Consider the following 14451-nt stretch of genomic DNA (forward strand, 5'->3'; position numbering starts at 1 on the left):
ACTAACGCGTCCCGACTATATAACTCTTACCACCAAATACCACTCAATACCAAGAAATGGTTTGAGAATACGAGTGGAGCGTTCAGTTACCTCGTCGACGGTCTGTCCGACTCGTCGTTGCACGGCTACGTACGATAAAACAACGTCAGAGCCAATTATTGCATCCGGGTGTCACCGAGTGACGAACGGACGACGCGTCAGTAGTACCAGTCGAACTTCTCGAATTCGGGGTCCCGTTTCTCGTTGAACGCGTCGCGTCCCTCCTGGGCCTCGTCGGTCATGTAACCGAGTCGGGTGGCTTCGCCCGCAAACACCTGCTGGCCGACGAGTCCATCGGTGTCGAGGTTGAACGCGTACTTCAACATCCGAATCGCCATCGGTGACTTCGAGAGGATGCGCTCGCCCCACTCCAGGGCCGTCTCTTCGAGTTCCTCGTGGGGGACGGCCTCGTTCGCCATCCCCATTTCGACGGCCTCCTCGGCGGAGTAGGTCTTTCCGAGGAAGAACACCTCACGGGCCTTCTTGTGACCGACCTGGTGGGCGAGATACGCCGACCCGAAACCGGCGTCGAACGACGCCACGTCCGGGTCGGTCTGGAGGAACTTCGCATGCTCCTCGGAGGCCAGCGTCATGTCACAGACGACGTGCAGGGAGTGGCCGCCGCCGACGGCCCACCCGGGAACGACGGCGATGACCGGCTTCGGAATGTGACGGATGAGCCGCTGAACTTCGAGGATGTGGAGTCGCGGCGCGTCCTGCTGTTCGGCTTCGGATTCGGATTCGTACTCGTAGCCCGCCTCGCCACGGATGCGTTGGTCGCCCCCGGAACAGAACGCCCAGCCGCCGTCTTTCGGTGACGGGCCGTTACCGGTCAACAGCACACAACCCACGTCGGTCTGGCGTTTGGCGTGCTCTAAGGCGGTGTACAGTTCGTCGACCGTCTCCGGCCGGAAGGCGTTGCGCACTTCGGGTCTGTCGAAGGCGATTCGGACGACGCCGCTGTCTTTCGCCCGGTGATAGGTGAGGTCCTCGAAGTCGTCGGTGACCGGTTCCCAGCGCTCGGAATCGAAGATGTCCGATACCATGCCGGAGGTGGGACCGGCGCCAGCAAAAAGCCACCCGACCGCGACTCACCGAGAACCCACGCCGAGCAGCCACACCGTCAGGTACAGCCCCATCCCGACGAGCAGCCCGGTCGTCGGCTCACCGCCCAGAAATCCGGCGCCGAGGACGACCGCGAACAGCGCCGCCGCCCCGGCCGCCCGACGGTCACCCATCCGCGCTGGCGAGGGCAACTCCGAGCGGCCGACGGCCGTCGCCGCCACCGTCGCCACGATGACCGCCACACCGACGACGGGGAGGCTTCCGGAGAGGACGAGCGCGGCGAATCCAGCGAGCATCGCCGTCACCGTCGTGAACAGCCACGGACCGACGCGCGGGTCGCTCACTGCGAGAGTTCCTCGACGACGCGTTCCTGCAACGCCGCGCGGTCGGCGTGGTTGCGGTCGCTGTCGGTGCGGACCTCGATGACCTGCGTCCCTTCGCTTGCGAGGGAGTCGGCGTACAGTTCCCGGAACCCTTCGCGGTCGCCCGTGCGCGCGAACTCGAGGTTGTACAACTCCGCCGAATGTTCGAAGTCCAATCCGTGCGGCGTCCGGAACCACTCCTCGAAGGTGCCGTGGGCCTCGATTGGGAGCAGATGGAAGATGCCGCCGCCGTCGTTGTTGATGCAGACAACGGTCGCGTCGACATCGCAGCGACCGACAGCGAGCAGACCGTTCATGTCGTGATAGTACGCGAGGTCACCCGTCACGAGGACGAGTGAATCGTCGGTCCCGGAACCCGCTCCGAGTGCCGTCGAGGTGATGCCGTCGATGCCGGATGCGCCGCGGTTGCCGAGAACGGTCAAATCAGCCGGTCGGGGACGACCGAACCGGTCGAGGTCCCGGACGGGCATCGAGTTCGAGACGAACAGCGTCGTCGAGTCCGGTGCGGCCTCGACGGCATCGGCGATGACCGCACCCTCCTCGGGTTCCGCGCCGGCGAGGAGTTGCCAGTAGGCCGCCTCGGCCTCTCGGAGTTGGGCGGCGTACGCTCCGGGTTCGCGTTCGATTCGGGCCGCGAGGTCCCTCGCGAGTCGCGTCTCGTCGGCGACGACGAGGTCCGTCGCGGTGAACGTCGCCTCCGGCCATCCGCCGGCCGAGTCGACGACGAACTGGCGGGCGCCCGACCCCGCGAGGTAGTTCCGGAGTGGCTTGGAAGTCGGTGAGGCACCGAACCGGACGACCACCTCGGGGGACTCCTCGATTGCGGCGAGATAGGAGTCGTACCCGCCACAGACGGTTACGCCATCGCTGTCGACGTGTCCGCCGAACCGAATCCCCGAGAGCGGGTCGGCGAACACGGGAAAGCCGGTGGCCTGGGCGAACTCTTCGAGTGCGTCGCTGGTCGGCGCCGGGCGGTCGGTGGGACCGCAGACGACGAGTCCGGATTCCGCGGTTTCGACGGCGTCGACGAGGTCTCGTCGCTCCGCAGCGGATAGCGCCGAGCGGCCACGTGTCACCGCGACGAACGGCCCATCGCGGCCCTCGACGGCGAGGAGGTGGTCGTCGACGAACCCCTCCGGAACCGCGCTATCGGGGACGCCGGGCGGGGCGGCTTCACCGCCCGCCGTCGGTTCCAGCGGCTTGCGAAGCGGCACGTCGAGGTGGACCGGTCCGGGTTCGACCCCCGTGGCGGTGCCGACCGCCCGCGCGAGTGCGGTCCGAAGCGACCGGAGTTTTCGGTCCGCAGCCTCCGGTTCCGGGAGTTTTCGGTACTGACGCACCGCATCGCCGTACAGTCGCTCCTGGTCGATGGTCTGGTTGGCGCCGCTGTCCTGCAGTTCGGGCGGGCGGTCCGCCGTCAACAACAGCAACGGAACGCGGGACCGGTCGGCCTCGATGACCGCCGGATGAAAGTTCGCCAGCGCCGTCCCGGAGGTACAGACGAGCGCCGTCGGCGTCCTCGTCCGTTTGGCTCGACCCAGAGCGAAAAACGCCGCCGACCGCTCGTCGAGAAGCGAGTGCGTTTCGATGTCTTCGTGTTCGGCGACGGCGACGGTCAGCGGCGTCGAGCGGCTTCCCGGAGCCAACACTGCCGCCTCGACGCCCGCCTTCGACAGTTCGTCGGCGATGACCTCCCCCCACAGCGTGTTGACGTTCATGTCGGTCACTCGAGTTCGTCGAGGATGGGCCGGTACTTCAGTTGTACTTCGTCCCACTCCCGGTCGGGGTCGGAGTCACCGACGATACCGACGCCAGCGAAAAGCGTTGCGACATCCCCGCTGGCGACCGCCGAGCGGATGGCGACGGCGAAAGAGCCGTAGCCGGCAGCGTCGAACCACCCGACGGGCGCGGCGTACCAGCCACGTTCGAACGGTTCGGTGTCGCGGATGGTATCGAGTGCGCGGTCCGGGGGTAGTCCACCGACCGCCGGTGTGGGGTGTAGCGCCTCGACGAGCGAGAGGACGTGTTCGTCGACGGCCAACTCGGCGGTAATCGGCGTCTCGATGTGCTGGACGGTCGCCAACCGCCGAATGCCACGCTCGCCCGCGCGGATTGACGCCGCATAGGGTTCCAGTTGCTCCCGGATGGCGTCGGCGACGAGTTCGTGTTCGTGGACGTTCTTTTCGTCCGCCAGCAGTTCCTCGGCGAGCCACTCGTCTTCTTCGGGTGTGTCACCGCGGCCGGTCGTGCCGGCGATGGCGCCCGTTTCGACCGTTCGTCCCCGGAGGCCGACGAGTCGCTCCGGCGTCGCACCGAAAAAGCCCGAGCGGCCGTCCGCCGGTTCGAAGAGGAACCGAAAACAGTTCGGATAGGTGTCGCCGAGTCGGGTAATCGCGTCGGGAATCGACAGCGGTGCGTCGAGACGAGCCTCCAGTGCCTGTGCGAGGACGACCTTCCGGAGTTCGCCGGCGTCGATACGGTCGATAGCAGCCGTGACGCTGTCGCGCCACTCCGCCTTCGAGGTGGTTCGTGTCCGGCTTTCGACCCCCGGCGGTCCCGCGGTGGCCCCCGACTCCGGCGCATCGAGGAGCGCTTCGGTGGCGGTGTCGAGTCGGCGTTCCACGTCGGCGGCGCCAGCATCGACTGCGTTGACCGTCACCCACGCCTCGTCGTCGGTGTAGGTGACCTGTACGCGGGGAAGCACGAATCGGGCACCGGGATACCCCTCCCACGGCCCCTCGCCGACGTGTTCGTCGTGAAACGAAAAGCCGCCGAACACGCGGGGGCGGGCCGCGAGCGTCCCGGCGTGTACGTCGCCGACAGCGAAGAGTTCCGCCGCGGCCTCCCGAATCGCGTCGAATCGACCGGGGCCGTCCGCCGTGATGGTCGCTGCCGCGCCGCTGCCGACGACCGTCGACTCGTCGGGAGCAGCCCAGAGCGTCCGTGGCGACTCCGCCGCCGCGAGAGCCGCTCTGGGCGTCGGTGCCTCCCGAACCCGTCTCGACCGACTGACGAGCCCCGTCGATTCCGGGGCCGCCTCTTCGCTCCGCAACGGTTCCATTGGCACTACGTTAGACCCCCACCGTTTTAGGTTACGTGTTCGGGCACGGACCGGCCGGAACCCAGGACGGCCCCGCGACGCTCGAAAAGAGTCGGCTTACAGTTTCGATTCCGCGTCGTCGGCGAGTTCCTTCATCCGCTTACCGATCCGGCCCGCATCGGAGAACTCGTCTTCGCTCATGACGTTCGCCAAGGCGTTGCCGAGGACGAACACGGCGTGTTTGTGCTCGCTCTTCGATTTGTGAACGTCGTCGGGCGTCACGTCGAGTGATTCGTAGGGGTCGAACACCGACGAATCGATTTCGTCCATGTCCTGGAAATGACCCATTATCGATACCATCTTCGCGTGCAGTTCGAGGAGTTCGTCTTTGTGCATATTCGTGGATACTGTTAGGGACCGTTTAACGCTTTCGCGGGAACCAGCCACACACGAAAACAGCGCCGAACGGGTTGTTAGAAGACGTACTCGTCGTCGTGTCCCATCATCCCGTCCTCTTCGAAGCCCGGTTCTTCGTCCTCCATCGGACCGCTCGTCTTGTAGGCTCGGAGCCCGGTTGAGAGCAGTTCTTCGATGGCTTCTTCCCGGTTTACGAACTCGCCCTTCTCGACCAGTTGGGCGATTTGCATTTCGAGATGTTCCGGGACAGTGAGTTGTACCTTCGGCATCGGAACGTTCGAACGTTCGGGGATGGGGTATTTAACTCTGACGGGGAAATTTTCGCTACTCAAAAACCGAATCCCGGGTTACCCAAATAATCCTTATCGAAACGAGCATCAATTTTATCGTTTCGACGAGCCGTTTCGCAAACCGCCTGCGGAGCGATAGGCCTACCTACCAGCGACCCCGAATCACCCAACATGAAGGACGTGACGGACCTCCACGTCGAGTTCGACGGCAAGCGACTCCCACCCGGCCAGCGCGAGACGAGTCGGTTCCCGGTGCTATCGAAGGGCGGAACGCCGTCGATACCGAACGACTGGACCTTCGAGGTCTGGGGTGCCGTCGACGAGGAACTCTCCTTGTCGTTCGAGGAGCTACAGGAACTCCCCACACAGACCCAAAAACAGGACTTCCACTGCGTTACGGGGTGGTCACGCTTCGACTGTGGGTTCCACGGCGTCACCTTCCCGACGCTCGCCGACCACGCCGGCGTCGACGACGATGCCGTCCACGTGATGTTTCACGCCCACGACGGCTACACGACGAACCTCCCGCTCGCCGAGTGTGCGCGCGAAGAGGTCATGTTCGCGTGGGAACTCGACGGCGAGCCGCTTCCGGCCGAACACGGCGGCCCACTTCGGGTCGTCACGCCACACAAGTACGCCTACAAGGGTGCGAAGTGGGCCTCCGGCGTCGAGTTCCTCACCGAACCCGAACGCGGCTACTGGGAGAAGCGCGGCTACTCGAACACGGCGAATCCGTGGGAAGAGCAGCGGTACGCCTAAACGTTCGGTGTTGGCGTAACACAGGACGTACCGAACGTTGTTTTCAGTCGCAGCGAAGTGAGTCCATCGTTCAATAGAGGTGCGGATTGAACGACTTGGTGATTATCTATACTCCGTGAAACCTCGGATGATAGGTGCTGAGAGAGGGAACTGAAATCGCCAGTGAGGCCACAGTAGACTTGCCGAGTTTCTGTTCTATACCTTCGCAGAATACAGTTCTGTTGTGTAGGTGTCTTCGAATAGTGTAATTCCGACACCGTCCGAATCATCCTCTCGGTTGGTTGGTTCTGCCGGCTCATCGAAAAACACGACTACCTCGTAGGGAAGAGACGGATTGAGTCGAAGCGTATACGACCCCGGTTCTGTGATTATATTCGAATAATACCTACACTCGGAGTCACTCCCTGTCTCCGACTCGATTCCGAGTTCACCTCGTTCGTCAAGCAGGATTTGATTCTCTGCTGTCGTCCGCTCTAGTTCAATGTTGTATTCTACGTGTACATCCGTCTCGTTACAGACGTAGAGGTCGGGCCTATTCGGGTCTGGGGCTGTGACGCTCTCGAAACTACACCCGGCAGTTACCGAAGCGAGGATGGGTACCATCAATATTACATCTCTGCGAGATTTCATTATGCCAGCACTCATACTTTGTATAGTTAAAATATCGGTGCATCAAATGATTAATAAAACACCTGTACGAACCGGAGCCGAAGTCCGGATATGTCTCTCGACGAGGGCTTCACCAGAGCTAAAAGAGTAAGTAGAACGTCCGCGCGCCGCAGGCGCGCGGTTCACGCGACCGAGGGCCGCAGGCCCGAGGTCGCGCCTTTTTCATCAACGTTTTTCGAGGAGCGGTTCGCGCGGAGCGCGAACCCGAAGAAGAAAAAGGTTGGTCGGTAGCTATATGCCCCTCCTGTGGCTTTCGGCGTGTATGGATGCCCACACCGTAATCGAGGAGTGGGAGGTGTCGCCGTTCGACGGCGGCTTCGAGGGGATTGATTCGTTGCGTTCTCGTGGGTTCAGCGGCGCCGTCGAGGCCGACGGGACGTGGCTGTTTCTCGAGGACGGCGACCCCTTGGCCGTTCGAGCGGACATCGACGAAGCGCCTCGGGAGGGCGACATCGATGCCTTCGAGGACGCGAGCGGACGGATACACGAAGCGCCCCACCCGGCGACTGCCGCGCTGGCGGCCATGTTGACTGTCGACGGCGATGTTCGTGGCCAGTACTTCAGCGACGAGACGCCGCTGTCGACGGTCCACGAGACGCTTTCGGAAGGGGGGTTCACCGGCTACGTCGAACTGTCGAAGAACGTCCTCAGCGGCGATTACTTCGTGGTGTACGAAGACGGCAAGGCATCGTATCTCGGTTATCTCGGTCCGAGCGGTCGCCTGTTGACCGGCGAGGAGGCACAGTCGAAAGCGGAAGGCGAGGTCGGTATCTACGACGTGGTCGCGGTTCGACTTCCCGCCGTGGAACTGCCGGAACCCGCCCCGGAGCCGAACGAGACAGCGGTCGTCGGCGCCGAGGGCGACGAAACGGCGGACACCGACGAGGAACTCGAAACGGCGGACACCGAAGCCGAGGCCGTCGAGGGGTCGAGCGACGAACACGAGGCAGAAACCACGGTTGGCGGGGAACCGACTGACGACGAATCCGAGGACACTGAAGTGGTCGAAGATGATGTCGACGCTACCGACGGCCAGTCGGCGGACGAGGGCGACTCCGAACCGGAGACTGCAGAAATCGCAGAGACGGCGGACGCCGACGCCGACGAGGAACCGACGTATGCGGTGCCTTCGGTGGACCCCGAAAACAGCGGCGACGGCACCGAGGAAGACACCCCACCCGTCGTCGAATCAGGAACCGAAAGTGCCGCCGACGCCGAGACTCGCGCCGAATTCGACTCCGACGTGGCGTCCGAGAGGGAAACGGCGGTCGAATCCGGTCCGGAAGCCGGACGACACGAGAGAGCGGCGGGGACCGACACTGACGAGGCTGAGACCGAATCCGATAAGACGGAGGCTGAGACCGACGACGAGGTGGAAACCGAATCGGAGCCCTCCAGCAACGAAGCCGAACTCGAGGCGCTCCGCGAGGAGTTCGAAGCGGAGTTGTCGTCGCTTCGGTCGAAAGTAGATGCCCTTCGGTCCGAGCGGGACCGTCTCCAACAGCGTATCGCGGAACTGGAGACGGGAGACGCCGAGGAGGGGTCCGGGGCCGTATCGCTCTCGTCGATGGAGGCCTTCGAGGGAACGAACCTCTTCATTCGTGAGGATTCCCGCGGCGATGCGACTCTCGAGAACGCCCACGACGGGAGCGTCGACCCCGAGGCGCTCGCAGAGAACCTCCGCATCGAGTACCACACCCGTTTCGAGAGCGAAGACGCGACGGTCGAGGGGACGCCGTTCGATTCCTTCCTGCGGTCGTCGATCCCCTACGCCTTCGTCGAGTGGCTCGTCACGGACCTCCTCTTCGAGATACAGTCCACCGGGACCGAGGGGTCGATGCGGCACCTCTACGACGCCTTGCCCGAAATCGACCGCGTCGGCTTCGACGAGACGATACGGGTCGGGGACGGACAGGAGGGCCGCGAGGTGGACTTCGACATCGTCGCGCGCGACCGGATGGGCGATCCGCTCGTCGTCGCGAACATCGACGAGAGCCGCGACCCTACGCGTGGGGAGTCGATGGGGCCGCTCGTCACAGACGCCTCCGACGTCTGTGAGGAACACGAGACGCTGGCGGCCGCCTTCGCGGTCACGTCGAGTTTCTTCGAGCCCGACGCCCTCTCGACGGCTCGGGAAGCCACGAGCGGCAGCCTCCTCAGCCGCGAGAAGTACCGGAGCTACGTGAAGCTCGCACGGAAGAACGGGTTCCACCTCTGTCTCGTCGAGTCGCGAGAGGAATCGTTCCACCTGACGGTACCGGAGCTGTAGAGGCGCTGGAAGACAGAGGAAAGCAGTCGTTCAGCCTTCGATTTCCGGAACGTCGTCGATTTTCATTCCTTCGAGCTTCTCGACGATGTCGTCGATTTTGCCGTCGAGGTCATCGACGAAATCGGCGGTGTCTTCCGTGGTAATTGCACCCTGGCTGGACGGTTCGATGAGGTTCTCTTCTTCGAGAACGCGAAGCGAGTAGCGGACCTTGTGGTGGGGGTAACCGGTCTCGTTGGACATCTTGACGATGCCAATCGGCTCGTTCTCGATGACCATCCGCAAAACCTGCAGATGGCGCTCCAACATGTCGACTTCTTTCTCAAGCCGGTCTATCATGGCATTTGTTAACTTGTGTTTGGAGGGTTTAAAAGTTGCTGTCCGTTCGGCGGATGACCCCGGTGTAACGGGGAGATTGACGAATCTTTGCGGTAAAAGTATAAATCCCTTGTGACCACGGCACATGTAGGTTCCCGTCGAAACCGCCGCCGTCCGTCCGGCGTCTGACGCACGCGGCGGCACTCGTCACAACGACACCGCTCGGGTTCGACGCTGACCAGACCGTAATCTGTTTACCCCGCTGGCGGAAACTGCCGTTCGATGACCGTAACCATCGTCGGTTCGCAACTCGGCGACGAAGGGAAGGGAGGCATCGTCGACGTTTACGGCGATGCCGCCGATGTCGTCGTCCGCTATCAGGGCGGCGACAACGCCGGCCACACCGTCGTCTTCGAGGGCGACGAGTACAAACTCTCGCTCGTTCCCTCGGGTGTAGTCCGCGGGAAAGTTGGGGTACTCGGAAACGGCTGTGTCGTCAATCCGCGCACGCTGTTCGACGAAATATCCACACTCCAAGAGAAGGGGCTCGACCCCGACGTTCGGGTGGCCGAGCGAGCCCATGTTATTCTACCGTACCACCGCATCCTCGACGGCATCGAGGAAGACGTCAAAAGCGAAACCGACCAAGAGGTCGGAACGACTGGTCGCGGTATCGGGCCGACCTACGAGGACAAAGCAGGCCGTCGCGGCGTGCGAATCGGGGACCTCCTCGACCCAGAAGTGCTGCGCGAACGCCTCGAGTACGTCGTCCCGCAGAAACGCGCGCTCATCGAAGACGTGTATGGACTCGACATCGACAGTCTCGACGACCCCGCAGCCCTCGATGTAGACGCCCTCTTCGAGGAGTTCCGCGAAATCGGCGAGCGTCTTGAAGACCGAGACATGACCGTCAACGCCAGCGCGTTCCTCACTGATGCGATGGCCGATGGACAGAACGTGATGTTCGAGGGAGCACAGGGGACCATCATCGACATAGACCACGGAAACTACCCCTACGTTACGTCGTCGAACCCGACAGCAGGCGGTGCCGCGACTGGAACGGGCCTCAGCCCCGGCGTAATCGGTAACGGAGAGGTCATCGGCATCGTGAAAGCTTACCTCACCCGCGTCGGGAGCGGCCCCCTGCCGACCGAACTCGGAGGTGTCGTCGGCGACACACCGGATTACGACGAATCAACCGACGGCCGCAACGAGGAACTGGCGGAGTACATCCGCGAAGAGGGCGGCGAGTACGGCACCGTCACCGGTCGCCCGCGTCGCGTCGGATGGCTCGATATCCCGATGCTTCGTCACTCGGCACGGGTCAACGGATTCACCGGCCTTGCTATCAACCACCTCGACGTGCTGGCCGGTCTCGACGAGGTGAAAGTCGGACACTCCTACACCTTGGACGGCGAGGAGCTGCTGACAATGCCTCCAACCACGGAGAAATGGGCCGACTGTGAGGCGAATTTCCGCATCTTCGACGGCTGGGACGATGTCGACTGGGCCGCCGTCGCCGAGGAGGGGTACGACGCGATTCCGGAGAACGCCCGCAAGTATCTCGACTATCTCAGCGCGGAACTCGACACGCCTATCTACGCAGTCGGTGTCGGTCCCGGCCGCGAGGAAACCGTCGTGGTCGAAGACGTGTATTAAAAACGCGTTCGCTACGCCCGAAGGTCGGGTCCCGAACTACCGCATTCCGGGAATCCGGCGCTGGAACTTCAGCGTCTTGTTCATCAGTTTCGCGTACAGCCAGTAGGGCACACCCGGCGGCGCGGTCATGCCCATCCGCTTTTGGACCGCGACGGTCTGGGATTCGGTGTACTTCATGATGCCCTCGTCACCGTGACGGCGGCCGATACCGGAGTTCTTCATCCCGCCCATGGGTGCGTCGAGGGACGCCCACGCCGCGGCGTAACCCTCGTTGACGTTGACCGTCCCCGTCTCGATTTGTTTTGCGAGTTCGCGGCCGTAATCGAGGTCCTCCGTCCAGATGGAGGCGTTCAGACCGTAATCGGAGTCGTTGGCCCGCTCGATAACGTCGTCTTCCTCGCTCCACTCGTAGATGGAGACGACGGGACCGAACGTCTCGTTTGCACACAGCGCCATCGATTCGTCGACATCAGTGAGGACCGTCGGTTCGTAGAAGTACGGCCCGATATCCGGTCGGCCCGTCCCGCCCGTCAGTACGGTGGCGCCGTTGGCTTTGGCGTCCTCGACGTGTTCGGTCACCTTCTCCAGTTGCTCCTCGGAGATGAGGCTGCCCACGTCCACGTCGTACTCGTAGCCGGTGCCGAGCTGGAGGTCCTCGATGGCGTCGACGAACGCCTCGACGAACTGACCGTGGACGTCCTCGTGGACGTACAGCCGCTCTAGGGAGATACACAGCTGGCCGGCGTTGGTGAAGCAACCGCGAATAAGTCCCTCCACGGCGCGGTCGATATCGGCATCCGAGCAGACGATGCCGGGGTTCTTCCCGCCGAGTTCCATCGAGCACTTCGTGAGGTGTTCGCCGGCCTGACTGGCGACGATACGACCCGTCGCGCTGGAACCGGTGAAGCAGACGTAATCCGAGTTGGCGACCAGCGGCTCGCCGAGCGTCGGGCCGAACCCGGTGACCACCTGAAAGACATCCCGCGGCAATCCGGCCTCCTGAAGCAACTCGACTGCTTTCAGTGCTGTGTAGGAGGTCTGTTCGGCCGGCTTGAGGACGACGCTGTTGCCGGCGAGCAGCGCGGGAATGGCGTCGGAGACGGCCAACGAGAGGGGGTAGTTCCACGGCGAAATCATCCCGACGATGCCGACGGGGTGGTGGTTGACCTCGGTTTCCGTGAGTCCGGGTAGTGCGCCTTCACGCTGTTCGGTTTCGAGATACCCCTCCGCGCGGTAGGCGTAGTGGCGGGCCGTCATCGCCACGTCGAGGACCTCTTCGTAGGCGTGCTTGCGGGCCTTCCCGCTCTCCAGTTGCACGATGTCGAGCAGTTCCTCGGCGTTGTCGATGACGAGGTCGTGGTACCGCTTGAACACCTCGGCGCGCTCTTCGACGGTTCGGTCCTCCCACGCCTTCTGGCCCTGCTCGGCGCGGTCGAAGGCGACCTCGATGTCCGCTTCGTCACACGCCGGCAGTTCGCCGATGACGACGCCCCGGTACGGCGCCTCCACGTCGAAGTGTTCCTCTGGCGCCCCCGACAGCGTCACGTACGATTCCAGCCCCGACAGCAAGTCGGGTTCGACGTCTATCTCACCGTCCGCTGTGGTCTCCGATACTGTCATACACTCCCGTACAGGCTACGTCGTGTTAACCGTACGGGAACCTCAAACAACGCTTCGGGTGTTTTCGTCCGTTGCCGCCGCTAGAAGCCGTAGCGGCCAAAAAAGCGGAGTGTCCGGCCCGGTCAGTGGATGCCGAGTGCTTCGATTTGCTCCTGATACCGGTTGCGGATGGTGACCTCGGTCACCTGCGCGACTTCGGCGACCTCACGCTGGGTCTTCTTTTCGTTGCACAGAAGCGAGGCGGCGTAGATGGCGGCGGCGGCGTAGCCCGTCGGGGACTTCCCGGAGAGCATGCCCTTCTCCGCCGTGACCTCGATTATCTCGCGGGTCTTCTGCTCGACTTCCTCGGAGAGACCGAGTTCCGAGCAGAACCGCGGGACGTACTGGACGGGGTCGACGGGTTCGAGTCCGAGCGACAACTCCTGGGCGATGTAGCGGTAGGTGCGGCCGATTTCCTTCTGTTCGACGCGGGCGACCTCGGCGACCTCGTCGAGGCTCCGGGGGATGCCCTCCTGTCGGCAGGCCGCATACAGTGCGGCGGTGGCGACGCCCTCGATGGAGCGACCCCGAATGAGGTCCTCGTCGAGCGCACGCCGGTAGATGACGGAGGCGACCTCACGAACCGACCGCGGCACGCCGAGTGCCGAGGACATGCGGTCGATTTCCGACAGCGCGAACTGGAGGTTGCGCTCGCCGGCGTCCTTCGTCCGAATCCGCTCCTGCCACTTCCGGAGGCGGTGCATCTGGGAGCGTTTTTCCGAAGAAATCGAGCGACCGTAGGCGTCTTTGTCCTTCCAGTCGATTTGCGTTGTCAGTCCTTTGTCGTGCATCGTCTGGGTCGTTGGCGCGCCGACCCGGGATTTCGACTGTCGCTCGGAGTGGTTGAACGCACGCCACTCGGGACCACGGTCGATGTTTTCCTCTTCCACTACGAGACCGCATTCCTCGCAGACGAGTTCACCCCCGCCGTCGGCGCTCCGAACCAGCGAATCGGACTCACACTCGGGACAGCCAGTTTCTTGTTCGGTCTCTGCCTCGTCTTCGCTGGTGCGCTCTCGCTGACGGGTTGGCCCTGGCATTATGCTTATATGGTTTGCTTGTTCAACATATAAATGCTTTGCAGTCACGGCTTGTTGCCACGAAATTACTTATAAATCCTTCCAAAACAGTGTGTTCGCCGCCTCACGCGGCGGACTGGCAGTCATTCTCAGGGGAATCGACGGTCCGCAGGCGGGTTCGTCTTCCGGGGAGGGCGTTGTCGGTCATTGCCTTCGTCGGCGCCAGCCGACTGCAAAGCACACCCCAGCGAAGGCGCCAGCGCCGACCGGTGCAACCGCACACAGCACCACCAACACGAAACCGACGGCGAAGGCGGTGCTGACGGCGCCCGGAGGTGGGCGTTCGTCGGGACGGTGCGAAACGGAGGGCCGAAGTTCGGGATGTCTCATCGAATCACGGGGCTGTCGCCCCAAGGGTTCCGCCGGGGGTCGAACCCGTCGTGCCCCAGCCGGCACGGAACTACTGAACGGTGGCTTCGATGACGCCGAAGCCGTCGGCGAGGTGGGCATCGGGCGCCTCAACGTCGGCATCGATGGCGACGGTCGCCGTAGCGTCGACATAGAGGTCGAGGGCGTCCGGGCGGACGCCACATAACTCAACGTTCTCGACGCGTGCGACGCCGTCGACTTTCTCGACGACTTCGCGGACGCCGCCTTCGACATCGCCGGCCGCACCCCGGGGGACGCGGACGGACAACTCGATTCGGTGGTCGTGGGCTAACATAGGCCCCCGGCGGGAGTCGAACCCGCAGGCCCGCGGCGGTCGACCGCGGACGGCACAGCCGTGGCTAACGGGGGAGCGTCGCCACTACGCGATTCGGCGACGAGCCGGCACGGCGCCGAAGGACGGCTCCGTGGCTCCCGGTCG

Annotated in this window: 14 protein-coding genes; 3 read left to right on the forward strand and 11 right to left on the reverse strand. The window is 63.4% G+C overall.

Annotation, left to right across the window (positions count from 1 at the left end; all coding sequences use genetic code 11):
• Positions 1-197: 197 nt before the first annotated feature.
• The 6 genes from NMP98_RS06590 to NMP98_RS06615 form a co-directional block, all read right to left on the reverse strand.
• Positions 198-1085, reverse strand: coding sequence for a 1,4-dihydroxy-2-naphthoyl-CoA synthase (locus NMP98_RS06590; protein ID WP_254860736.1), 888 nt, complete (start codon positions 1083-1085; stop codon positions 198-200).
• 45 nt (positions 1086-1130) lie between these two features.
• Positions 1131-1448, reverse strand: coding sequence for a hypothetical protein (locus tag NMP98_RS06595; RefSeq protein ID WP_254860737.1), 318 nt, complete (start codon positions 1446-1448; stop codon positions 1131-1133).
• Complete coding sequence (gene menD / locus NMP98_RS06600; RefSeq protein ID WP_254860738.1) at positions 1445-3214, reverse strand: 2-succinyl-5-enolpyruvyl-6-hydroxy-3-cyclohexene-1-carboxylic-acid synthase; 1770 nt, start codon at positions 3212-3214, stop codon at positions 1445-1447. The genes NMP98_RS06595 and menD overlap by 4 nt, the downstream gene beginning before the upstream one ends.
• A complete protein-coding gene (locus tag NMP98_RS06605) occupies positions 3211-4548 on the reverse strand; it encodes an isochorismate synthase (RefSeq protein ID WP_254860739.1) in 1338 nt (445 codons plus the stop codon). The genes menD and NMP98_RS06605 overlap by 4 nt, the downstream gene beginning before the upstream one ends.
• A gap of 96 nt (positions 4549-4644) precedes the next feature.
• A complete protein-coding gene (locus NMP98_RS06610) occupies positions 4645-4923 on the reverse strand; it encodes a UPF0058 family protein (protein WP_156710410.1) in 279 nt (92 codons plus the stop codon).
• A 77-nt stretch (positions 4924-5000) separates the two neighbouring features.
• Positions 5001-5213 carry a ribbon-helix-helix domain-containing protein gene (locus NMP98_RS06615; protein WP_254860740.1) on the reverse strand — a complete coding sequence of 71 codons (213 nt, stop codon included), beginning with the start codon at positions 5211-5213 and terminating at the stop codon, positions 5001-5003.
• Positions 5214-5405: 192 nt separating this feature from the next.
• Here NMP98_RS06615 and NMP98_RS06620 point away from each other — a divergent pair, with 192 nt between their 5' ends.
• Entirely contained in the window at positions 5406-5993 is a 588-nt protein-coding gene (locus NMP98_RS06620) for a sulfite oxidase-like oxidoreductase (RefSeq protein ID WP_254860741.1), read from the forward strand.
• 195 nt (positions 5994-6188) lie between these two features.
• Here NMP98_RS06620 and NMP98_RS06625 read toward each other — a convergent pair whose 3' ends face one another.
• Positions 6189-6638, reverse strand: coding sequence for a hypothetical protein (locus NMP98_RS06625; RefSeq protein WP_254860742.1), 450 nt, complete (start codon positions 6636-6638; stop codon positions 6189-6191).
• A gap of 286 nt (positions 6639-6924) precedes the next feature.
• Between NMP98_RS06625 and NMP98_RS06630 the strand changes: the two genes are divergently transcribed.
• Positions 6925-8931: a DUF7527 domain-containing protein gene (locus NMP98_RS06630; RefSeq protein ID WP_254860743.1), complete on the forward strand. Its 2007-nt coding sequence runs from the start codon at positions 6925-6927 to the stop codon at positions 8929-8931.
• Positions 8932-8961: 30 nt separating this feature from the next.
• Here NMP98_RS06630 and NMP98_RS06635 read toward each other — a convergent pair whose 3' ends face one another.
• Positions 8962-9267 (reverse strand): hypothetical protein, encoded by a 306-nt coding sequence (locus NMP98_RS06635; protein ID WP_156710406.1) that lies wholly within the window; start codon positions 9265-9267, stop codon positions 8962-8964.
• 261 nt (positions 9268-9528) lie between these two features.
• Here NMP98_RS06635 and NMP98_RS06640 point away from each other — a divergent pair, with 261 nt between their 5' ends.
• Entirely contained in the window at positions 9529-10905 is a 1377-nt protein-coding gene (locus NMP98_RS06640; protein ID WP_254860744.1) for an adenylosuccinate synthase, read from the forward strand.
• A 36-nt stretch (positions 10906-10941) separates the two neighbouring features.
• Here NMP98_RS06640 and NMP98_RS06645 read toward each other — a convergent pair whose 3' ends face one another.
• The 3 genes from NMP98_RS06645 to NMP98_RS06655 form a co-directional block, all read right to left on the reverse strand.
• Entirely contained in the window at positions 10942-12525 is a 1584-nt protein-coding gene (locus tag NMP98_RS06645; protein ID WP_254860745.1) for a succinic semialdehyde dehydrogenase, read from the reverse strand.
• A 122-nt stretch (positions 12526-12647) separates the two neighbouring features.
• Positions 12648-13604, reverse strand: a complete 957-nt coding sequence (locus NMP98_RS06650) for a transcription initiation factor IIB (protein WP_156710402.1) — start codon at positions 13602-13604, stop codon at positions 12648-12650.
• Positions 13605-14043: 439 nt separating this feature from the next.
• Positions 14044-14307 carry a hypothetical protein gene (locus tag NMP98_RS06655; protein WP_254860746.1) on the reverse strand — a complete coding sequence of 88 codons (264 nt, stop codon included), beginning with the start codon at positions 14305-14307 and terminating at the stop codon, positions 14044-14046.
• Between the last annotated feature and the right edge of the window lie 144 nt (positions 14308-14451).

This window comes from Natronomonas gomsonensis (assembly GCF_024300825.1).
Lineage (GTDB): Archaea > Halobacteriota > Halobacteria > Halobacteriales > Haloarculaceae > Natronomonas > Natronomonas gomsonensis.